Origin of the sequence: Mycobacterium sp. JS623 (assembly GCF_000328565.1) — a bacterium.
Classification (GTDB): Bacteria; Actinomycetota; Actinomycetes; order Mycobacteriales; family Mycobacteriaceae; genus Mycobacterium.
Map to the genome: position 1 here is coordinate 3,996,349 of NC_019966.1, position 20,535 is coordinate 4,016,883.

At 65.5% G+C, this 20,535-nt stretch carries 22 protein-coding genes and 1 tRNA gene; 10 read left to right on the forward strand and 13 right to left on the reverse strand.

Features of this window, described 5'->3' with window-relative positions:
- The first annotated feature begins 62 nt into the window (after positions 1–62).
- Both MYCSM_RS19580 and MYCSM_RS19585 read left to right on the forward strand, forming a co-directional pair.
- Positions 63–806, forward strand: coding sequence for a hypothetical protein (locus MYCSM_RS19580; RefSeq protein WP_015307896.1), 744 nt, complete (start codon positions 63–65; stop codon positions 804–806).
- A 66-nt stretch (positions 807–872) separates the two neighbouring features.
- A complete protein-coding gene (locus MYCSM_RS19585; protein ID WP_015307897.1) occupies positions 873–1,379 on the forward strand; it encodes a hypothetical protein in 507 nt (168 codons plus the stop codon).
- Positions 1,380–1,399: 20 nt separating this feature from the next.
- On the opposite strand, the gene MYCSM_RS19590 is transcribed toward MYCSM_RS19585, so the two are convergent.
- The 4 genes from MYCSM_RS19590 to MYCSM_RS19605 all read right to left on the reverse strand — a co-directional run bounded on the left by MYCSM_RS19590 (position 1,400) and on the right by MYCSM_RS19605 (position 3,779).
- Entirely contained in the window at positions 1,400–1,876 is a 477-nt protein-coding gene (locus tag MYCSM_RS19590) for an LppP/LprE family lipoprotein (protein ID WP_015307898.1), read from the reverse strand.
- 65 nt (positions 1,877–1,941) lie between these two features.
- Positions 1,942–2,331 (reverse strand): nuclear transport factor 2 family protein, encoded by a 390-nt coding sequence (locus MYCSM_RS19595; protein ID WP_015307899.1) that lies wholly within the window; start codon positions 2,329–2,331, stop codon positions 1,942–1,944.
- Positions 2,332–2,721: 390 nt separating this feature from the next.
- A complete protein-coding gene (locus MYCSM_RS19600) occupies positions 2,722–3,213 on the reverse strand; it encodes a hypothetical protein (protein WP_157681360.1) in 492 nt (163 codons plus the stop codon).
- 493 nt (positions 3,214–3,706) lie between these two features.
- Positions 3,707–3,779: transfer RNA gene (locus MYCSM_RS19605), tRNA-Asn, on the reverse strand.
- A 142-nt stretch (positions 3,780–3,921) separates the two neighbouring features.
- On the opposite strand from MYCSM_RS19605, the gene MYCSM_RS19610 reads away from it, so the two are divergent.
- Complete coding sequence (locus MYCSM_RS19610) at positions 3,922–4,173, forward strand: hypothetical protein (protein WP_015307901.1); 252 nt, start codon at positions 3,922–3,924, stop codon at positions 4,171–4,173.
- On the opposite strand, the gene MYCSM_RS19615 is transcribed toward MYCSM_RS19610, so the two are convergent.
- From MYCSM_RS19615 to MYCSM_RS19625, 3 genes are read right to left on the reverse strand one after another with little or no spacing between them, the layout of a single operon-like run.
- Positions 4,174–4,467, reverse strand: a complete 294-nt coding sequence (locus MYCSM_RS19615) for a DUF7155 family protein (protein WP_015307902.1) — start codon at positions 4,465–4,467, stop codon at positions 4,174–4,176.
- 58 nt (positions 4,468–4,525) lie between these two features.
- Positions 4,526–6,427 (reverse strand): DNA primase, encoded by a 1,902-nt coding sequence (dnaG, locus tag MYCSM_RS19620; RefSeq protein WP_015307903.1) that lies wholly within the window; start codon positions 6,425–6,427, stop codon positions 4,526–4,528.
- A 40-nt stretch (positions 6,428–6,467) separates the two neighbouring features.
- A complete protein-coding gene (locus MYCSM_RS19625) occupies positions 6,468–7,760 on the reverse strand; it encodes a deoxyguanosinetriphosphate triphosphohydrolase (RefSeq protein ID WP_051073780.1) in 1,293 nt (430 codons plus the stop codon).
- Between MYCSM_RS19625 and MYCSM_RS19630 the strand changes: the two genes are divergently transcribed.
- Positions 7,759–9,753, forward strand: coding sequence for a TPM domain-containing protein (locus MYCSM_RS19630; protein ID WP_015307905.1), 1,995 nt, complete (start codon positions 7,759–7,761; stop codon positions 9,751–9,753). The genes MYCSM_RS19625 and MYCSM_RS19630 overlap by 2 nt on opposite strands.
- 218 nt (positions 9,754–9,971) lie before the next feature.
- The gene (locus MYCSM_RS35315) at positions 9,972–11,690 is read left to right on the forward strand and encodes a DUF6777 domain-containing protein (protein WP_015307906.1); all 1,719 of its coding nucleotides are present in this window, start codon (positions 9,972–9,974) and stop codon (positions 11,688–11,690) included.
- Between the two features lie 73 nt (positions 11,691–11,763).
- Here the strand turns inward: MYCSM_RS35315 and MYCSM_RS19640 are convergent, their stop codons facing one another.
- Both MYCSM_RS19640 and MYCSM_RS19645 read right to left on the reverse strand, forming a co-directional pair.
- Positions 11,764–12,480 carry an NUDIX hydrolase gene (locus MYCSM_RS19640; RefSeq protein WP_015307907.1) on the reverse strand — a complete coding sequence of 239 codons (717 nt, stop codon included), beginning with the start codon at positions 12,478–12,480 and terminating at the stop codon, positions 11,764–11,766.
- A gap of 3 nt (positions 12,481–12,483) precedes the next feature.
- Positions 12,484–13,932, reverse strand: a complete 1,449-nt coding sequence (locus MYCSM_RS19645) for a glycine--tRNA ligase (protein WP_051073781.1) — start codon at positions 13,930–13,932, stop codon at positions 12,484–12,486.
- A 30-nt stretch (positions 13,933–13,962) separates the two neighbouring features.
- On the opposite strand from MYCSM_RS19645, the gene MYCSM_RS19650 reads away from it, so the two are divergent.
- From MYCSM_RS19650 to MYCSM_RS19660, 3 genes are read left to right on the forward strand one after another with little or no spacing between them, the layout of a single operon-like run.
- Positions 13,963–14,346, forward strand: a complete 384-nt coding sequence (locus tag MYCSM_RS19650; RefSeq protein ID WP_015307909.1) for an ArsR/SmtB family transcription factor — start codon at positions 13,963–13,965, stop codon at positions 14,344–14,346.
- Positions 14,343–14,768: a Fur family transcriptional regulator gene (locus MYCSM_RS19655; protein ID WP_015307910.1), complete on the forward strand. Its 426-nt coding sequence runs from the start codon at positions 14,343–14,345 to the stop codon at positions 14,766–14,768. Before MYCSM_RS19650 ends, MYCSM_RS19655 begins: the two co-directional genes overlap by 4 nt.
- 3 nt (positions 14,769–14,771) lie before the next feature.
- A complete protein-coding gene (locus tag MYCSM_RS19660; RefSeq protein ID WP_015307911.1) occupies positions 14,772–15,458 on the forward strand; it encodes a hypothetical protein in 687 nt (228 codons plus the stop codon).
- Here MYCSM_RS19660 and MYCSM_RS19665 read toward each other — a convergent pair.
- Genes MYCSM_RS19665 through recO form a run of 3 tightly spaced genes read right to left on the reverse strand, consistent with a single transcriptional unit; the run spans position 15,447 to position 17,525 of the window.
- On the reverse strand, positions 15,447–15,854 hold the full coding sequence (locus tag MYCSM_RS19665) for a hypothetical protein (RefSeq protein ID WP_015307912.1): 408 nt from the start codon (positions 15,852–15,854) through the stop codon (positions 15,447–15,449). The genes MYCSM_RS19660 and MYCSM_RS19665 overlap by 12 nt on opposite strands.
- Positions 15,854–16,744, reverse strand: a complete 891-nt coding sequence (locus MYCSM_RS19670; RefSeq protein WP_198344958.1) for a decaprenyl diphosphate synthase — start codon at positions 16,742–16,744, stop codon at positions 15,854–15,856. Before MYCSM_RS19670 ends, MYCSM_RS19665 begins: the two co-directional genes overlap by 1 nt.
- Complete coding sequence (recO, locus tag MYCSM_RS19675) at positions 16,683–17,525, reverse strand: DNA repair protein RecO (protein ID WP_015307914.1); 843 nt, start codon at positions 17,523–17,525, stop codon at positions 16,683–16,685. The genes MYCSM_RS19670 and recO overlap by 62 nt, the downstream gene beginning before the upstream one ends.
- 63 nt (positions 17,526–17,588) lie before the next feature.
- Between recO and MYCSM_RS19680 the strand changes: the two genes are divergently transcribed.
- Positions 17,589–19,115: an amidase gene (locus MYCSM_RS19680; RefSeq protein WP_015307915.1), complete on the forward strand. Its 1,527-nt coding sequence runs from the start codon at positions 17,589–17,591 to the stop codon at positions 19,113–19,115.
- Between the two features lie 67 nt (positions 19,116–19,182).
- The gene (locus MYCSM_RS19685) at positions 19,183–19,602 is read left to right on the forward strand and encodes a CAP domain-containing protein (RefSeq protein WP_015307916.1); all 420 of its coding nucleotides are present in this window, start codon (positions 19,183–19,185) and stop codon (positions 19,600–19,602) included.
- Here MYCSM_RS19685 and era read toward each other — a convergent pair.
- Positions 19,599–20,498 (reverse strand): GTPase Era, encoded by a 900-nt coding sequence (gene era, locus MYCSM_RS19690; protein WP_015307917.1) that lies wholly within the window; start codon positions 20,496–20,498, stop codon positions 19,599–19,601. The two genes, MYCSM_RS19685 and era, sit on opposite strands and share 4 nt — an antisense overlap.
- Positions 20,499–20,535 lie beyond the last annotated feature (37 nt).

Genomic DNA, 20,535 nt, shown 5'->3' on the forward strand with positions numbered 1-20,535 from the left:
GACCGACTGTTCAATGAAGCATGTCTCGGCATCGTAAGCGCAGGCGTCCGCCCAGGTGGCGGATGTGGATTCGCTTTGCGATTGCGATCGTCCTAGTCGGCGCGGTGATTATCGCGGTAAGGCCCGACGACGCGGGGCAACCCGGCGCGGCCTACGCGTCGGAGGGTCCGGGCAGCAGATTCGGCAAGCTACCGAGCCCGGCGCAGGCCGGCTTCGCAGTCCGGTTCGGCGACGTGGATCCCAATGTCTGGCCGGGTGACTACGTCCGCATGATCACCCTGGGCGAGATGACAGGCGGACCGGCGATTCGCGACGGTGCGCTCTGGCCGGGCGAGGCCCTATCCCCTTCGGCGGCAACGTATCTCGAGCGGCGCTTCGACGAGCCGGTGTTCCGGATCGGCATCGAGGTCGTGCTGTCCAAGCAATGGCCAGACGATTCGACCGCGGCCCTCATCATCTCCGACGGCACCGTGCCAGACCTCGTCACCACCACCGATCGGCCGAACGTCGGCATGCACCTGGTGGTGTCGAACAAGGGGTGGATTCTTGGTGTCTACCCCACGAACCGGCCGCTCGAGGACGTACAAAGCGGCGTGTTCGATACGTCGACGTTGACCGAAGCGGTGTTGCGCTTCGAGGTCCGGCGTTACGGAGAACGTTTCGAGCTCGTGTTGCCGGATGGCACTGTCATCGACGTCCGGGACGAGCGCATCAACGGTTTCAAGGGCGATTGGGCGGCCTGGGAACTCTTCGAGCGATCCGGCGGCGACAACGGAATCGGGGTCAGAGCGATCTGGGCACAATAACGCCCGATCGGTATCGACCCAGCCTTGATTTGACATGATCGACAATTTTGCTGAAGATCACTTATTATGATCGCGATCTTGAAGGCGAGGCGCGGCGCCTTGGCCGCCGAGGTGGCGCTCGCCGCGGGCCTCATCTTGAGTTCTGCCTGCATCTTCTCGTTTTCTGCTCACTCAGGCAGCGCCATGGGAACGGTGCGGGGCCCGTTGGCCATCGGTGGCTCGGCCGCGTTGGACGCGTGTTCGCTGATATCTCCTCGGGCAATTTCTTCGGTGCTCGGCGCTCCGGTGATCGGACGTCGAACGGCCGACGACGCGGGCGCTGCGCATTGCGCGTGGCAGGTGACCTCGACGTTCGAATCGGTGTCGCTCGAGATCGGTGCGCCGAATTCCGCCGCAGAATTCACACCTGGCCCCGGAGGCCGGGTCAGCGATCTTGGTGGCGGAGCCGTCGAGTTCGACCTCGCGGGCCGGCTCGGGATCGTCGAAGTGGTCAAGGTCAGCCTGTCCGACGACGAGGCCACAATGGTTGCGGCCGGCTTGGCCAATCAACTCATCGCGGAACGCAGCGGGTAGATGCACGCGCGAGCTGCGCTCTATCCATTGGGAATCGGATCGAGCGCCTTGAGCTTGCCGTTCTCGACCTTGAACCGAACCGTCGCGACACCGGTTGGACAGCACGCAGGGTCCTGGCCTTGACGCCATTGGTACTGCACCGACGCGGTGTCATCGCCTGTCGGCGTGACGGTGACGTACGGCCGCGGCTCCGGGGTAGGCGTGCCGATCGGGGTTTTGCGATCGAAGAACAACACCTGTGCCGGACTGTCGGACGCGTCGCCCGAAGTGACAGCAACCCAGTGCAGACTGCAGTCGGCGGTGTGCCCGCTCATGACCTCTAGCCACGGCGCCGCGGGCAGCTTCGCGATCTCAGCGGCGACGGTGTCCTCGCTGGGCCCATCGTCTTTTGTGCACGCAGCAGAGGTCGTCGGCGACGACGATGGCGAATTGGAACCACAACCCCCTGCGAGCAGGACCGTGAAAAGGACGACGGCGATCAGCCGGGAAGGTCGCATGGCCCGAAGCTTACGGGTGGGCCATGCGACCGTCCTGCCCGGCCCAAAGAAGTTGTGCGAGGCCGTTATCCAGCGGCCATCTGCTTCTTGCCGTAAACCCGCTCAAGCGTCGCGGTGTCGCCGTGTACCTGTACGTGGACGGTCTTGCCGTTGCGAATGGTGAATACGTCGGCGTCCTCGCTAGTCTCGCCCCCGGCGGTCACCTGGGTGATGGCCACGACCGTATCGCCTTCGGCGATGAGCTGCTTCAGCTCGACTGTCAGCCCCTTCTCGGCCAGTCGCCCGAATTGCTCAAGGACTTCGCTCTTGCCGTGGAAGGTGCCGCTGACGGAGCTTTGCCCCGGCTGTACCCATTCGATGTCGTCGTCGAACAGACTCATCACGGTGTCAAGGTCACCTGCGGAGAAGGCTGCGTAGCCGCGCTCCATGAGTTCTTTGTTTTCCTGCACGGACATATGGATCCCCCTTTTGTGCATCCGATACTTCGGCCGCGACAAGTGTGGCCGGCATGGGAACCGCGATGTGCAGCTCCAGGATCAGTCAGACCGTTCGCCGCCGGGTTGATTATCGACCCGCTTCGATCTGCAACGAATGGGTTCGACACAAATAAGTTGACGACGTTGATGATGCAAGTAAATGCAGTCGTGGCAGCGTTTGCTCCGCGTAGGTCTGCTCACGTCTCGCTGCCTTGCCAGCGCGATCCCAGAGCGCTTGAATTGCAAGGCTATTCGCGCGCGCTGGCCTCGCCGGCGATCACGAAACAACCCACGCGGACGTGATCATCGACGACTACCAGCGCCCAACCCGGGCGCCCTGATCACACGATCCTCTGTCTGCGCGGATTGCTACCCGTGGATATAGCCGTTGAGGCCCCCGCTGGCGCCGATGATGGAGGTTACAGCGCCCTCCTTGATACTGAGGGTGCCCTTGCCGCCGAAGCATTGCGCGGTGATGCACGCGAGGGCGTTAGGTTGCGGCGGGCTAACCGTCAAGGACGGGGCCCCGATTTGCAGCCCTGTTGGGAGCGGCGTGCCGCCGGGCCCAGCGGCGGTGCCGCTGACGGTTAGGCCGCCGCTGCAGCCACCGCTGAGGCAGCCGAGGGTTCCTGGCAGGCCGTTGGGGATGGTTTCAGTGCCGTCGACGGCTAGGGTGCCAGAGCCGAGAGGAGTGCCGCCGGGGCCGGTGACCGTGACGCCGCCACTCCCGCCAGCCCCGCCGCCGTCAGCCACCGCCGACGGCGGCAAGACCGCGCCGATGACGGTTGCGCCAAGGATTGCTATGCCGGCGGCCAGATATCGGTGAACGGAGAGCGACATGGTGTTTCTTCCTAGGGTCATCCGAAGAATTTAGTTAGCGGAAACGGGGCCGGCAGGAATGCTACACGCTGGCAGGAGCCTGAAGAAGACATAACGACCAGCATCTTTCGCGTTTAGTTGTTGATTCCCCACATTGAAGGCCCCTGGATGCCGATTTGCCGGGATCGTCAATTTTAGGTCCCCACGCCTCGGGCGGCGCCAATCCTAGTCAAAGGGTGCGGGGTTGCTGACTCAGGGGTTCTCCCCGAACCCGTGACCAGAGTTCGTCAATTCTGCCCGTCTCGATTCGGTGGACACACTCGCCGGTGACCACAAGGAGCGTGGCAACGGAGTTGGCCGGTGGACATCCCACGGACGTCGGCGAAATCGGTTGGGGTGTGGGTGATTTGCATCTGCTGTGTCCCCTACTCATCCGGTCGTGGTGAGCGGCGAGCAGGGAAGGGACGACGATTTCAGATAGCACGTGCATTGTTTCGCTGGTCTAATCACCTAGGCCGACCTGCGATAACGTCTGCTCCCCCGGCTGGACTCGAACCAGCAACCCTTCGGTTAACAGCCGAATGCTCTGCCAATTGAGCTACAGGGGACTGTTGCCTATGCGCGGACGCGGCCGCGAACCAAGACTTTAGCGTACGTTCCGCACGAGCCGCCAACACGCGGCCGCCCCGCCGCTGCACAGCCAAGTGAGGCAGGATGGAGCCCAACGCACCGTCGTCTGGGAGGGGCCCTGTGATCCGGTATCTCGTCGTCTTGGCCATTGGCTATGTGTTTGGTGCCAAAGCGGGCCGGCGCCGTTATGAACAGATCGCCGGAACGTACAAAGCCGTCACCGAGAATCCGGCCACCAAGGCGGTGTTGGACGCCGGGCGCCGCAAGATCGCCGACCGGGTATCCCCCGATCCGACCTTGGTCACGCTGACGCCCATCGACTCTCAAACCGACGTGTTGCAGCCGGAGTCGATGGTCAGGAAAGACGGCTAGCTAGCCGATCGGGGTGTTCCAGGTCTGCGACGGCAGCAGCGGGCCGGTGCTGACACCCGAATGGGGGCTGTTGCCGCCGTTGTACCAAGGAGTTCCGACGTTGACCGGCTGGCCATTCGAGTAGGACAGGCACTTGCCATCGTCCTTGTTGCCGAACCACGCCAGGCACGCCGGAGACGCCGTGACCTGCGCGCTGTCAGACGACACTGTCACGGCATAAAGCGGAACAGCCACCGCGGCGGCCACAAAAGCACCCGCGATCAGCCGAGTTCGGTTGGATTTCGGAGTGGACACGGGCCTCCCTCTTCACACGGTCCCCGACAGCTCATACACCATAACCCGCTCAGCGCAGTTACGCAGTAAGGTCGTCGCCGCTGGCCTGCTCGAGCAGACTGCGCCGATAGGCCTCCATCGCCACCAGATCACCGAATAATGCGTGGTACTCGTCGCCCTGTTCCACCGGCGACATGCGCTGCAATTTGGACTTCACTTCGGCAATCTGCCTGCCGACCCATACTTCCTGCAGCCTGGCCAGTACTCCCCCGATATACCGGGGCAGTCTCTCGTCGTCGTCCACATTGATGGCCTCGACGCCCAGTTCATTGACCAGACTGGCGGCCGCGGGCGAGGCCGTCTGCTCACGCACTGCCTCGATCCATTGCGCCCCCGCCAAGCCCGCCGACGTCCCGCCCGCCGCTTCGATGGCCGCCCGGACCGCCGCGTATCCCGGATGAGTGAAGCTCTCGACGGTCAGCGAGTCGAACACCGGCCCCGCCACCGCGGGGTACTGCAGCGCCGACTTGAGCGCTTCGCGCTGCGGCCACAGCGTCGGATCGGCAGGATCGGGGCGCACCTGCGGCGGCGCCTCGGCCGCCGTGCGCCGACGGGCGATGCGCTCCCCGTTCTGCTGTTTCCCCGTCGCGACTTCACGCACGCGGTTGACAACCTGCGCGACGTCTTCCCAGCCGACCCACCCCGCGAGCCGACGCGCGTACTCGTCACGCAACGCCACATCGCGGATGCGCGCCACCATCGGCACCGCGCGACGCAACCCGTCCACTCTCGCCTGCGGGTTGTCGTCGAGTTCCTTGTTATCAGGCAGCAACCCGCGGATCGCGAACTCCAGCATCGGAACTCGCCGCGCGACCAGATCGCGCAGCGCGCCATCCCCGTGTTTGATCCGCAGATCGCACGGGTCCATGCCGTCGGCGGCGACCGCGACGAAGGACTTGCCCGCGACGTTTTGATCACTGTCGAAGGCCTTCATCGCGGCCTGCTGCCCCGCGGCGTCGCCGTCGAACACATAGATCAGCTCACCGCGAAAGAAGTTGTCGTCCATCATGAGTCGGCGCAGCATCGACAGGTGCTCGTCGCCGAACGCCGTGCCGCACGAGGCGACGGCCGTCGTCACGCCGGCGAGATGCATGGACATCACGTCCGTATAGCCCTCGACCACCACGGCCTGGTGCCCCTTGGCGATGTCACGCTTGGCCAGGTCGAGGCCGAACAGCACCGACGACTTCTTGTAGAGCACCGTCTCCGGGGTGTTGATGTATTTGGCTTCCATCGTGTCGTCGTCGAAGATTCGACGCGCGCCGAAACCGATCACCTCGCTGCTGCTGGCCCGGATCGGCCACAGCAGGCGACGGTGAAAGCGATCCATCGGTCCGCGCCGGCCCTCCCGCGACAGCCCGGCCGCCTCGAGCTCCTTGAATTCAAATCCCTTGCGCAGCAGATGCTTTGTCAGTGAATCCCAGCCCGACGGCGCGAATCCGCACCCGAAATGCGCGGCGGCCTGCATGTCGAAGTTGCGATCAAACAGATACTGTCGCGCCGGCGCAGCCTCGTCGGACTGCAGCGCCGCGGCGTAGAACTCCTGCGCGGCGGCGTTGGCGGCCAGCAGCCTGCTGCGACTGCCGCGGTCGCGCTGCACATTCGTCGCCGCCGCGCCAGTGTAGGTGACGGTGTAGCCGACCCGATCCGCGAGCAGCTCGACGGCCTCGACGAAGCTGACGTGCTCGATCTTCTGGAGGAACGCGTACACGTCGCCGCCCTCGCCGCAGCCGAAGCAATGAAAATGCCCGTGGTTGGGCCGCACGTGAAACGACGGCGACTTCTCGTCGTGGAATGGGCACAGCCCCTTCAGCGAATCCGCACCCGCCCGCCGCAGCTGCACGTAGTCGCCGACGACGTCCTCGATCCGAATGCGTTCACGAATGGCCGCGATATCGCGATCAGGAATCCGGCCGGCCACCGGGCCAGTCTAGAGCGCTGGGCGTCCGGCGCGATCACCCTTAGGCCGGTTCCAAACGCTCCAATCGCCCCTCTGTGAATGACGCGATCTGGTCGACGACCACCCGCAGCCGAGTGTCGTCGTCTGCGGCCTCGTTGAACGCGATGGCAAAGATCGGGTCCAGCGTCGCTGGCGCCCCGGCACGTACCCACTGCGCGACGCGGTGGATCCGATCGCGCTGCTGGGCCTGCAGCTCGAGGTGCCTCGGATCGGACATGATGAACTGCAGCGCCAGGATCTTGAGCACCGTGACCTCGGCGCGCACCAACTCGGGCACGCGCAACTCGGCCGCATACCGGACCAGCGGCCCGGGACCGTAAGCCTCACGCGTCGCGGCGATCGCGGCCGAGGCGAAGCGGCCCACCAGCTCACTGGTCAACCGTTTCAGTGCCACCGACGCCGCCAACGTCGCGTCGTACTTGCCGACGGCAGCGACCACCGGCAGCGCCGACAGCCGCTCGGCGGCGGCCACTAGATCGTCGGCTCGCAGGCCCGCGCCCATGCCGTGGGATTCACCGAGCCGCCCGAGCACCGCGGCCGCGTCGTCGTCGGCCAGCACCCGCATGTCGATGCGGCCGGAGATGACGCCGTCCTCGACGTCGTGCACGGAATACGCGACATCGTCGGCCCAGTCCATCACCTGCGCCTCTAGGCACGGTCTGCCCTCGGGTGCGCCCTGACGTACCCAGTGGGCCGCGGCGGCGTCGTCTTCGTAGAAGCCGAACTTGCGCTTCTGCGACCCACGCCACCAGGGGTACTTGGTCACCGCGTCCAGGGCCGCCCGGGTCAGATTCAGCCCGGCGCTATGGTCTTGGGGACCAAGAACTTTCGGCTCCAGACGGGTGAGGATGCGGAAGTTCTGCGCGTTGCCCTCGAAGCCACCGTGGTCTGCGGCGAGCTCGTCAAGGGCGCGTTCGCCGTTGTGGCCGTACGGCGGATGGCCGATGTCGTGGGCGAGGCCGGCCATGTCGACGAGGTCGGGATCGCAACCCAGCCCGATGGCCATGCCGCGACCGATCTGTGCCACCTCCAGCGAGTGGGTCAGCCGGGTGCGCGGCGTCTCGCTCTGGCGCGGCCCCACGACCTGTGTCTTGTCCGCCAGCCGGCGCAGCGCCGCGCTGTGCAGCACGCGCGCCCGGTCGCGCGCGAAATCCGTGCGGTGTTCGGTGCCGGTGCCCGGCAGCGAGGCACCCTTCGGCGACTCGACCACCAGACGCTCGCGGTCGAACTCTCCGTAGGGATCTCCAATCACAGCCACCGACGCACAGTCTGCCAGTACTACATTGTGGGCCATGCGCATCGCCCGTTTGCTCGGCCTCGTGCTCGCGGTCCTGACCGTCGGCGTTCTGCTGGCGCCGGCCGCGACCGCCCAGCCGCCGTTCCGGCTGCCCAGCTATGTCAACGACGGGGCTAATGCGCTCAGCGGATCCGAGTTCAGCGATGTGCAGCAGGCCGTCGACAAGCTGTACAACGACCGGCACATCCGGCTGTGGGTCGTCTACGTCGACACGTTCTCCGGGCAGGACGCCGTCGGCTGGACTCAACAGACCCGGCGACTGTCTGATATCGGAAGCCAGGACGCGATTCTCGCGGTAGCGACGGGTGACCGCGCGTACGCGTTCCTGCCGCCGACCACCGGATCAGGCGGCTTTGACGTCACGTCGTTGCGCACCAACGAAATCGAACCCAAGCTGCGCCAGAGCGACTGGGCAGGGGCCGCGATCGCCGCGGCGCAAGGGCTCGACCCGGGAACTTCCACAACAAACGCCGACATCTCGTGGTTCGGCTTGTTGGTGGCGTTCGCGGTGCTGGCGCTTGCGGTTCTGGTGGTGTGGCTGTGGCTTCGGCGCCGCAAGCGCAAGCGCCGGGAGGCGGAGTTCGCCGCGGCGCGCCGCGTCGATCCCGCCGATCCGAATGCTTTGGCCTCCATCCCGATCGACGCGCTCGACGACCTGTCCAAGTCGATCGTCGTCGACGTCGACAACGCCGTGCGCACCAGTGACAACGAATTGGGTTTGGCGGTCGACGAATTCGGTCCCGATGAGACCGCGCCGTTCACTAAAGCGGTCACGAACGCCAAAACCACACTGGCGCAGGCATTCAACGTCCGACAGATCCTCGACGACGCCGTTCCCGAGACCGCGCAGCAGCGACGCGACCTCCTGACGCGGGTGGTGGTCGCTGCGGCGAGGGCCGACCGTGAACTCGACGCCCAACGCGAGGCGTTCGAACAGTTGCGGGATCTGGTGATCAATGCTCCGTCACGGCTGGACGCGCTGACGCAGCAGATGGTCGACGTGACCGCGCGGATCGCGCCATCGGAGCAGGCGCTCGCGGCGCTGCACAAGCAATACTCCGACACGGCGCTGGCATCGGTGGCGGGAAATGTCGAAACCGCCAAGCAGCGACTGGCTTTCGCCGACCAGAACCTCACCAACGCCCGAACGCTGGTGGCGCGCCCCGTGGGGCGCCAATCCGGCCTGATCGACTCGATTCGCGGCGCCGAGTCGGCGCTGGGGCAGGCCCGAACGCTGTTGGACGCCATTGACAGCGCCGGCACCGACATCAACCGTGCCGTGGCCACTCTGCCCGCGGCGATCGCAGACATCCAACAGGGCATCAATCAGGCGGGAACTCTACTGGCCCAGGGCAATTCAGCGCACGCGACCGAATTGAGCGCCGCTCGCGATGCCGCCGTCAAAGCCGTCGCCGATGCCCAAAGCGCCGGCACCACAGACCCTTTGGGCTCGTTCACCAAGTTGACGCAAGCCGACGCCGAACTGGACCGGCTGCTGGCCAACATCGCCGAAGAGCGCGAAGCCGCCGAGAGGCTCAGTCGCGCTTTCGATCAGGCTTTGTTCACCGCGCAGTCACGGGTGCGCGGGGTGTCCGACTACATCGACACGCGGCGCGGCAGCATCGGCCCCGAGGCCCGCACCCGGCTCGCGGAGGCGGTGCGCCAGCTGCAAGCGGCCCAGGACATGAAGTCCACCAACCTGACTGAGGCCATCGCACACGCGAACGGCGCCTCGACGTTAGCGGCGCAGGCGCAGGATCTGGCCAATGCGGATGTTCGTGCCGCGCAGCGTTCTTACACCGGTCAGTACGGCCAGACCAGTGGATCGAATATGGGCGCGATGATCGGCGGCATCATCATCGGCAACATCCTGTCCGGCGCACTGCGCGGCGGAATCGGCGGCAGTATGGGCGGCGGTTGGAGTTCGACGTCGTTCGGCGGGTCAGGCTCGTCGGGCGGTTGGAGTGGTGGCGGCGGCGGCCGATTCTGACTGGCGCGATAATATTTGCTATGTGAAATTTCGCTAACACGAATTCTAGGTCAACGTCACAAAACAGCTAGTAAGACGGCCTATATTTAGGTTCCTTTGGCAAGTAGCAAATAATCGCGCTTTGCAATAAGACGCCCAAAGTTGGGTGATGGGAGGACACTTGTCGGCGGCGGGTTATGCCGCCAGCCACACATCTAGGCCCGGGGGCGGGTGTCGAAATGACAGACGAAGAGTCGCCGACTGAATCCCAGCCGATGGAATCCGACCCGACGCAAGGTGCGCCGGTAGTCGCTCTCACGGAAGAGCGTCCCCCGAGCAAGCCCTGGTGGCGTCGTCCTGGCGTCGTGGCGCTGATCGCCGGTGGCTTCGCCTTGATCACCGCCATCGCACTGGTGGTGGTATGGGTCGTCATCCCCGACAACGCAACCGAGGCGCAGGAGCAGGTGTTTCTGACGCCGGCCGATCAGCCTGGACAGGACCCGTTCACCGAGACTTCCTTCGCGACACCCCAGGATCCTGCCATCACGAATCCCGGCCCGGATCCGGCCGGAGCGCCGCCGGCACAAGAAAACCAGGCGCGCACCGTGTACGGCGATACCGACGGGTTGTTCGGCGGCACCCGCAACGAGTCAACATGCGACGGACAGGGCCTGATCAACTACCTCCAGCAGCAACCCGCGAAGGCCGCCGCGTGGGTGACAGTTCCCAAGATCACCGTCGACCAAATCCCCTCCTATATCCAACAACTCACGCCCGTCCGCCTGCGCAGCGATACCCGCGTTCTCGACCACGGCTACGTGAACGGGCAGGTGTACAGTCGGCAGGCGGTTCTGCAGGCCATGACGGCTGTAATGGTGGACAAATACGGAGTACCGCGAGTGCGCTGCATGAGCGGCAGCCCGCTGCTGGAAATCCCTGAGGTGCAGCAGATGCAGCCACAGCAGGCGCAACCCGGGCAGCAGACGCAGCCCGTGCAACGAGCGGCTGCCGCCCGTCCGCCGGTGTACATCGGTACGCCGTGGCAGGGTTTCAACCCGCGGGTCGTTGTCGTCATTCTCCGGCCGCTTCAAAACCGGATCATCGACTTCATCATTCTGCTTGACCTGCGTAGGTTGCCGATCATCGTGCTATTCGCCCGACGACTCGGAATTCGCCTCGGAATCACCGGAGTTGACCTTCGCGTCTTCGACGTCGACCTTGTCGTGGCGCGACCACCGCGAGCCGTGGTGGCTCCGCCGCCGCAGGCGCCTCCGCCGCAGGCACCACCGCCCCTGCAGGCCGCACCTCCTCTGCAAGCACCGCCTCCGGTGCAAGCACCACCGGCATCGCCACCGGTGCTGGCACAGCCGCCGATTCAGGCCCCGCCGCCGGTGCAGGGCCAGCCTCCGGTGGTGGCAGCACCGCCTGTACTTCAGGCGCCTCCCGCCCCACTCCCACCTATTGACAGCGGCTTCACGCCCGTGGATCCCGGGGTGCTATTCCCCCCGATCATGCCCCCGATCATTCGAGGGCCGATGCCCCCGGTGCAACAGCAGCCAATGAGTCCGCCCGTGGACCAAGCGCCGATGATGCCACCGGTCCACCAGCAACCTGCGCTCGTCCCGCAACAACCTGCGCTCGTCCCGCAACAGCCCGCGCTCGTCCCGGAGCCGGCAAGTCCGCAGGGTCCGTCAGGTTCGATGCCCGGTGGACACCAAGGGCAGATCCCCCAGGACGAACCGGGTGTCGTCGTACCGAAGATCGATGGCTCCAACACCAATCCGGAATATCCGCAGCTTCCGCAACCGCCGAGCTCTGGATCTGGACCCGGATCCGGGTCGGGATCTGGGTCCGGGTCGTACACACCGCCGAATTACGGCAGCCTGCCGGGTGCGGGCGACACCGGCGGCAGCCCCGGCGGAAATCTGCGGTGCGATCCCGTGTTGAACCCATGCTAGATTTCGCGGCTGAAGGCCTTGGCAACAGTGTGACGTCATCGGTGGCAGCACCGGCGGCGACGGTCGGTTCTAGCTACTTCCAGGCGAAAACCGGTTGTTCCAGTCCATCGACCGCATCACCGCGACCTTCGAGGCACAGCCACCGCAGCTGTAACAACACGGCACCCGTCGGGGCGTGAATCAGGTCATTTCCCAACGGGATTTGCACCACCGGACGCGGGCTCTCGGGGATGGTGATGAACCGCGGGGAATCCTGGCGTTGCAGTTGGTGTAGCCCCACCCGATAGACGGCCGCGACCTCGTCGGGCGCCGGCTGCGGATCGAGCCGTCCCCCACCCCACATGACGACCGGCGTGATCACGTATCCCGACCGTGTCGGGTAGTCGTCGAGCAAGCCCAGCACAGTGGAGTCCGGCAGCGTGATGCCGACCTCTTCCTCCAGTTCCCTCAGTGCGGCTTCGACCGCCGTTTCGCCGGGGTCGACGCGCCCGCCGGGCAGCGCCCACTGCGCCGCATGGGAGTTGAGGCGAGATGCCCTGCGGCACAACAGAAAGGCCGCGCCGCCGGACACGTCGACCATGCGGCCGTCGAGACCGATGTCCATCAGCAACTCAGCGATCAACCCGTCGGCAGGTACCGGATCCACCCTGTCCTCACCGACTTCGGAGTCGACCAGGACCACCGCGACGGCCGCGTGCCGCTTCGTCGGATCCGACACGGCGCGACGGTCGTGTGCCGCCAGCCGTGCCCGAATCTGTTCGCGCAACGCGTCGTCGTAAGTGATCGTCACCGACTAGCAGCCCTTGAGCCTGGCCGCCAGATAGTCACTCACGCTGTCGAGTGCGACGCGGTCTTGCGTCATGGCGTCGCGCTCGCGGATGGTCACCGCCTGATCCTCGAGCGTGTCGAAATCGACTGTCACACAGAAGGGCGTGCCGATCTCGTCCTGTCGTCGGTAACGCCGTCCGATCGCACTCGCATCGTCGAATTCGACGTTCCAGCACTTGCGTAACTCGGCGGCGAGGTCGCGTGCCTTCGGCGACAGATCGGCGTGCCGGGACAGCGGCAACACGGCGGCCTTGACTGGTGCCAACCGCGGATCAAGCCGCAGCACCGTGCGCTTGTCCACGCCACCCTTGGCGTTGGGCGCCTCGTCTTCGGCGTACGCATCGACGAGGAACGCCATCAGCGACCGGGTAAGCCCTGCTGCGGGCTCGATCACGTACGGCACATAGCGAGTGTCGGTGGCCTGATCGTAGAACGACAGGTCGACACCGGAATGCTTTGTGTGCGTTGACAAGTCGAAATTCGTCCGGTTGGCGACGCCTTCGAGCTCACCCCACGGGTTGCCCTGGAAGCCGAACTTGTACTCGATGTCCACCGTGCGGTCCGAGTAATGCGACAGCTTGTCCTTCGGATGTTCGTACAGCCGCAGGTTGTCGGCATCGATGCCGAGGTCGACGTACCACTGCAGCCGGGTGTCGATCCAGTACTGGTGCCACTCCGGCGCGGTGTCGGGCTCGACGAAGAACTCCATCTCCATTTGTTCGAACTCGCGGGTGCGGAAAATGAAGTTGCCCGGCGTGATTTCGTTGCGGAAGCTTTTGCCGATCTGGCCGATGCCGAACGGCGGCTTGCGGCGCGCGGTGGTGACGACGTTCGCGAAGTTGACGAAGATTCCCTGCGCGGTCTCAGGCCGCAGATAGTGCAAGCCTTCCTCGGTCTCGATGGGGCCGAGGTAGGTCTTGAGCATCATGTTGAAGTCGCGCGGCTCGGTCCACTGTCCCTTGGTGCCGCAGTCCGGGCAGACGATGTCCGACATCGGCACCGACTCGGGGTCGATCTCTACGCCGTCCTTCGCGGCCTTCTTGGCCGCGTACGCCTCCTGCATGTGATCCTGGCGATGCCGCTTGTGACAGTTCAGGCATTCGACGAGCGGGTCGTTGAACACCTCGACGTGCCCGGAGGCGACCCAGACTTCTCGCGGCAGGATGATCGACGAGTCGAGGCCGACAACGTCATCGCGGCTGGTGACGACCGAGCGCCACCACTGCCGCTTGATGTTCTCCTTGAGCTCGACACCGAGCGGCCCGTAATCCCACGCCGACTTTGTGCCGCCGTAGATTTCGCCGGCCTGGTACACGAGACCCCGCCGCTTGGCCAGGTTTGCAACGGTGTCGATGATCGACGAAGACTGAGCCACGGGTGACAACCTTATCGGCCGCCCGCGAAGCGTTGACATGCGCGGTCACGCATGTAATCTGACGGCATAATGAAAACCGTTTCCACTTTGTCCGGCGATGAGCGCGAGCAGCCGACCTCAGCCGAGGTGCATGAGCACGGTGGCGTGCCGCCAACGGACCTGCCGTCGCGCAAGGTTCTCGACACCGCGGGCGACCTGTTGCGGGCGCTGGCCGCGCCGGTGCGGATCGCGATCGTGCTGCAGCTGCGCGAGTCGGCGCGCTGTGTGCACGAAATCGTCGACGCTTTGGCGGTGCCCCAGCCGCTGGTCAGCCAGCATTTGCGGATCCTCAAGTCCGCCGGCGTGGTGGCCGGCGAGCGGTCGGGCCGCGAAGTGATGTATCGGCTGGTCGACCATCACCTGGCCGACATCGTCGTCGCGGCGGTAACCCACGCGGCCGAGGGCAGCGAGTGAGCCCGACGGAGGTAGGAGGTCGCAGGCCGGGCGGCTCCGGTGTGCGCGCCACTCGGCAGCGCGCCGCCATCTCTGCGCTGCTGGAAAATCTCGACGACTTCCGCTCTGCCCAAGAACTGCACGACGAACTGCGCCGGCGCGGTGAAGGCATCGGGCTGACGACCGTGTACCGCACGCTGCAATCGATGGCCTCCAGCGGGCTCGTCGACACGCTGCGCACCGACACCGGCGAATCGGTGTACCGACGGTGCTCAGACGATCATCACCACCACCTCGTCTGCCGTGCCTGCGGCTCGACGGTCGAGATCCAGGGCGGTGACGTGGAGGCGTGGGCCGCAGAGGTGGCGCACCAGCACGGCTTCTCGGACGTCAGCCACACCATCGAGATCTTCGGTATCTGCGGCGACTGCGCCGACAAGTAGCGGGTGGCGATCTACGAGGCGTTCAACAGCAACGGCGTCAGCGTGGTAGTCAGCGACGTCGACCTCGATGAGGCCGCACGCGACGGCGGGCCGTTGACGACCGAACTGGCCGATGCAGCCGCGCAGGCGCGACGGACCGATCTCGTCGAGCAGCTGCGCCGCAGTCTCGACGGCGCCGCCCGCGCACGAAAACTGGCCGCCGCCAAGGCACTTCTTGCGTTGAATGATCGCGACGCAGGCATGCTACTCGAATCGTTGGCCGCATCGGAGTCCGACCTCATCGTCGCCAAGAGCTTCATCGCAGTCGCGACGCGGTTGCGTGGACCGCAGGCCGCACTGGCCTTGTTCGAAGCCGACGACACCGATCCGCAGCTGGCCCGCCTGCTGGTGTCCAACTACAACAGCCACCTTCGGTTGGAGGACGGCGACATTCGATTCCTCATCGCGGCGTTACAGCACTACCTCGCGCGCACGCTGCCGTGGCTGACGAATCTAGGTTCAGACCTCTGGGACAACGGGGCGTTCCTGATCGTCAACGCGCTCTCGAATGATGGCGCGGTGCGGCTGCTGCGTGTTGATGAATCGCAGCGCTCAACGCTGCTGCAGCTGTTGGCGGCCGTACCCGAACACACCGACGACGACGACATCGTCACTGGGGCAAGCGAACTGCGATCCGTGCTATCCAATTAGGTCCCGACGGATGTCGGCGCCCGTGCCGAGCACCAAGAGGATCAGCGTGCGCAGCGCGTCGTCGGCCAGACCAACGCCGGGAAAATTGTAGCGCAGCAGAACATCGCCTGCCTTCTTCGAATTGCCTTTGGCGCCAGTGCTTTTCTCTACCAGAGAGATTGTGCCGAGAAGGCTGTTGCGGGCGTGGCGGGCTACATTGTTGCGAATCTTGGCGTCCACCGGTAGATCCCACGCCAGAATCTGGGTCAGCGACACCATGTCGAGGCCCTCTGCGATCGTCACCACTCGCAACGACGCGATCGTCTCGGCATGGCGGACGGTGAGCGCGCCGTCGTCTTCCCGCTGAATCGACATGACCTCGTCGAGGACCGTGGCGAGTCGCTCCTGGAGTTCCATCAGGCCCTCCCGAATCGGCGGTTGCGGTTCACGTACTCCTCGCACGCCTCCCACAGGTCGCGGCGGTCGTAGTCCGGCCACAGCTTGTCCTGGAAGACGTATTCGGCGTAGGCGGCCTGCCAAATCAAGAAGTTGCTCGCCCGCTGCTCGCCCGACGTGCGGATGAACAGGTCGACATCGGGAATGTCGGAGCGGTGCAGATGCTTGGCGAACATCGCCTCGCTGATCCGGTTCGGGTTGATTTTGCCGTCGGCTGCCTCCTGCGCGAGCGCGCGGGTGGCCTCGACGATCTCAGTACGGCCGCCGTAGTTCACGCAGTAGTTGATGGTGATGACGTCATTGCCGACAGTCATCTGCTCGGCGATGTCGAACTCCTTGATGACGCTGCGCCACATCCGCGGACGTGAGCCCACCCAGCGCATGTTGACACCCATGTCGTTGAGGTTCTCGCGACGCCTGCGGACCACTTCGCGGTTGAACCCCATCAGGAAGCGCACCTCCTCGGTGCTGCGCTTCCAGTTCTCGGTGGAGAATGCATACACCGTCAGGTGCTTGATGCCGATTTCGATGGCCCCGCAAGTGATGTCGATGAGCACCGCCTCGCCCATCTTGTGGCCCTCGGTGCGGTGTAGGCCGCGCTGCGTGGCCCACCGCCCGTTGCCGTCCATGACGACGGCGACGTGGTTGGGCACCTGGTCGGCCGGGATCTTGGGTGCGGCCGCCTTCGAGGTGTGCTGTGGCGGCCGGGCGAACCTGCCGTTGGTGTGCGGCGGCAGGTCGGGAAATACGACGGGCCACGACGACACATCGGGAAAGGTCGGATAGTCGTCAGGCGCCGGGGGCAGCTGTGGGTAAGTGGTCTTGCCCCGCTTGATCGCCATGGCTGACATCCTGCCCGAACACCGATACGCGGTGCTCAGCGACTGTGCGATCAACCCGGTAGGTCCGTTCGACCAGCGGCAATGTTCGCAGCTGGCGTTCCAGGTGCCATTGCAGATGCGCGGCCACCAACCCGCTGGCCTGACTGCGATACGACGACTGCGATGCCTGCGCGTGCTCCCAGTCGCCGTCATAGAGCGCGGCCATCAGGTCAAGCACTCCCTGCGGCGGGGTCGCCGACCCCGACGGGCGGCAGTGCACGCACACGCTGCCTCCGGCCCCGACGTGGAATGCCCGGTGCGGACCAGGTGTGGCGCAGCGGGCGCATTCGGTCAGCGCAGGCGCCCAGCCCGCGATTCCCATGGCGCGCAACAGATAAGCGTCGAGCACGAGTTCGCGGGGGCGGCTGCCGTCGGCCACCGCCCGCAGCGCGGCCACGGTGAGCCGGTGCAGCGCGGGCGCGGGAGCCCGTTCCTCCCCCGCCAGCCGCTCAGCGGTCTCCAGCACGGCGCACGCGCAGGTGTAGCGGCCGTAGTCGTTGACGATGTCGGTGGCGAACGCGTCGATGGCCTGTACCTGAGTGACGATGTCGAGGTTGCGGCCGGGATGCAGCTGAACATCGATGTGCGCGAACGGCTCCAGCCGCGCCCCGAACTTGCTGCGGGTGCGACGCACCCCCTTGGCCACCGCGCGCACCAACCCGTGGTCGCGGGTGAGCAGGGTGACAATCCGGTCGGCCTCGCCGAGCTTGTGCTGACGCAGCACGACCGCCCGGTCCCGATACAGCCGCATTAAGAAAGTCTCTCACCGTGATCCGACAGTTGCTGGTTGGCAACGCCGATATCCTCGTAATCGATGGTCGATTCCAAATCAAGCGGAGCCCGACGCTCCCCCAATTTTCCGACGATCACCACCCAGCTTTACCAGCTCGCCGCGGGCACAGTCACGTCGGACCAACTGGTACGGCGATCACTTGATGCCATCGAGGCGAGCCAGTCGACGCTCAACGCGTTCCGGGTGGTGTTGCGCGAGCGGGCGCTGGCCGACGCAGCTGAGGCTGACCGCAAACGCGCAGCAGGAAAAGAACTTCCGTTGCTGGGAATTCCGATCGCCGTCAAGGACGACGTCGACGTCGCCGGCGTACCCACCCGATTCGGCACCGACGGCCATGTAAGGGATGCGGAGCGGGACTCCGAGGTGGTGCGTCGGCTGCGGGCCGCTGGCGCGATCATCGTCGGCAAGACCAACACGTGTGAGTTGGGTCAGTGGCCGTTCACCAGCGGCCCTGGCTTCGGGCATACGCGCAATCCGTGGTCCAGCGAGCACACACCGGGCGGCTCGTCGGGTGGCAGCGCGGCGGCGGTGGCGGCCGGATTGGTGGCGGCGGCCATCGGTTCCGACGGCGCCGGCAGTGTGCGGATACCGGCGGCGTGGACGCATCTGGTCGGCATCAAGCCGCAGCGGGGACGGATCTCGACCTGGCCGCTGCCCGAGGCGTTCAACGGAATCACCGTCAACGGGGTGTTGGCGCGAACCGTGACGGACGCAGCGCTGTTGCTGGATGCGGCGTCGGGCAACGTGCCGGGCGACCTGCATCAGCCGCCGCCGGTGCAGATGTCCGACTTCGTCGCGCAGGCACCAGGCCCGTTGAAGATCGCGATGTCGACGAAGTTCGCCTACAGCGTCTTCAAGCCCAAGCTGCACCCCGAGATCCGCGCGGCGATGGAGACCGTGGCGGGCCAGCTCGAGGAACTCGGTCATACCGTCGTGCAGCGCGACCCGGACTACAACCTGCGGATGTCGTGGAACTTCTTGTCCCGCTCGACGTCGGGGCTGCTCGATTGGGTCGACCGACTCGGTCCGAACGTCACTTTGGACAAGCGGACGCTGGCCAACACCCGCACCGGGTGGCTGCTGTCGCAAAACACGCTGCGCAAGGCCCGCGCCCGCGAGGCCGATTCGCAGCGCCGGATCGGGTGGCTCTTCAATCTCGTTGACGTCGTGCTGGCGCCGACGACCGCGCTGCCGCCGCCAAGGGTCAGCGACTTCGACAAGCGGGGCGGGTTGTCGACGGACCGCGCGATGATCCGCGCATGCCCGGCGACCTGGCCGTGGAACCTGCTGGGTTGGCCGTCGATCAATGTGCCCGCTGGTTTCACCTACGGCGGGCTGCCGATCGGCGTTCAGCTGATGGGCCCGGCGAACAGCGAGCCGCTGCTGATTTCGTTGGCCGCCGAGTTGGAGGCGCTCAACGGCTGGGTGATGCGGCAGCCCGACGTGTGGTGGGACCGCGGTCAACGCGCTGCGGCGCCGGAGTTGGTTTCCGAAGCCGCCCTGGAGAATCTTGCCGCTGATGAGCCGGTGCACGACGAGGTCGCGTAATCTCCCCAGCGTGACAGTCCTTCGCGCGCTTCCAGTTGTGGCGGTGGCCGCTGCTGCGATTACCGGTATGCCCGCCGCGAGCGCCGACAACAAGCGTCTCAACGACGGCGTGATCGCCAACGTCTACACGGTTCAGCATCAGGCCGGCTGTACCAACGACGTGAAGAAGAACCTTCAGTTGCAGCTCGCGGCGGAATGGCATGCGAACGACGTGCTGAACAACCGCGCGCTCGACGGCGATATCGGATCGGACGGGTCTACGCCGCAGGATCGGGCCCGCAACGCGGGCTATGTCGGCACCGTCGCCGAGACGGTCGCGATCAATCCGGCGCTGGCGATCAGCGGCGTCGAGATCATCAACAACTGGTACTACCGGCCCGACTACTTGGCGATCATGTCGAACTGCGCGAACTCGCAAATGGGCGTGTGGTCGGTGAACAGCCTGGACCGCACCGTCGTCGTGGCGGTCTACGGCCAGCCGGGTTAGAAGCCAAGTCGCCCAAGCTGTTTGGGATCGCGCTGCCAGTTCTTCGCGATCTTGACGCGTAGGTCGAGATACACCTTCGTGCCGAGCAGCTTCTCGATTTGTTCGCGCGCGGCCGTGCCCACCTCGCGTAGCCTGGCGCCGCCCTTGCCGATCACGATGCCCTTCTGGCTCTCGCGCTCGACGAACAAGTTGGCATGGATGTCGATCAGGTCGTCGCGGCCTTCGCGCGGGCTGACCTCCTCGATCACCACTGCCAACGAATGCGGCAGCTCGTCGCGCACACCCTCCAGCGCGGCCTCCCGAATCAGCTCGGCCATCAACACTTCTTCGGGCTCGTCGGTCAACTCGCCGTCGGGGTAGAACGCCGGTCCCGGTGGCAGCTGGTCCGCCAGCACCTTCGTCAACACGTCCAGGTTGTCCCCCGTTGTCGCCGACACCGGCACGATCTCGGCATCGGAACCGACGAGCTCGCTCACCGCGAGCAGCTGCGCGCCCACCCGGTCCTTGGACACTTTGTCGATCTTGGTCACCACGACCACGAGCGTGGTTTTCGGTGCGATCGTGCGGATCTGCTCGTAGATCCACCGGTCGCCCGGCCCGATCTTCTCGTCGGCGGGAACGCACCACCCGATGACGTCGACCTCCGAATAGGTGTCCTTCACCAAATCGTTCAGCCGCTGCCCGAGAAGCGTGCGCGGCCGGTGCAGGCCGGGAGTGTCGACGAGGATGATCTGGAAGTCCTCGCGATGCACGATCCCGCGAATGGTGTGCCGGGTGGTCTGCGGGCGGTTCGACGTGATCGCCACCTTCGCGCCCACCAATGCGTTCGTCAGCGTCGACTTCCCGGTGTTGGGTCTCCCGACGAAGCAGACGAAGCCGGACCGGAACTCGGTCACTGTCCAACCCCGAGACCGCGGGGAGATCGAGATTTTC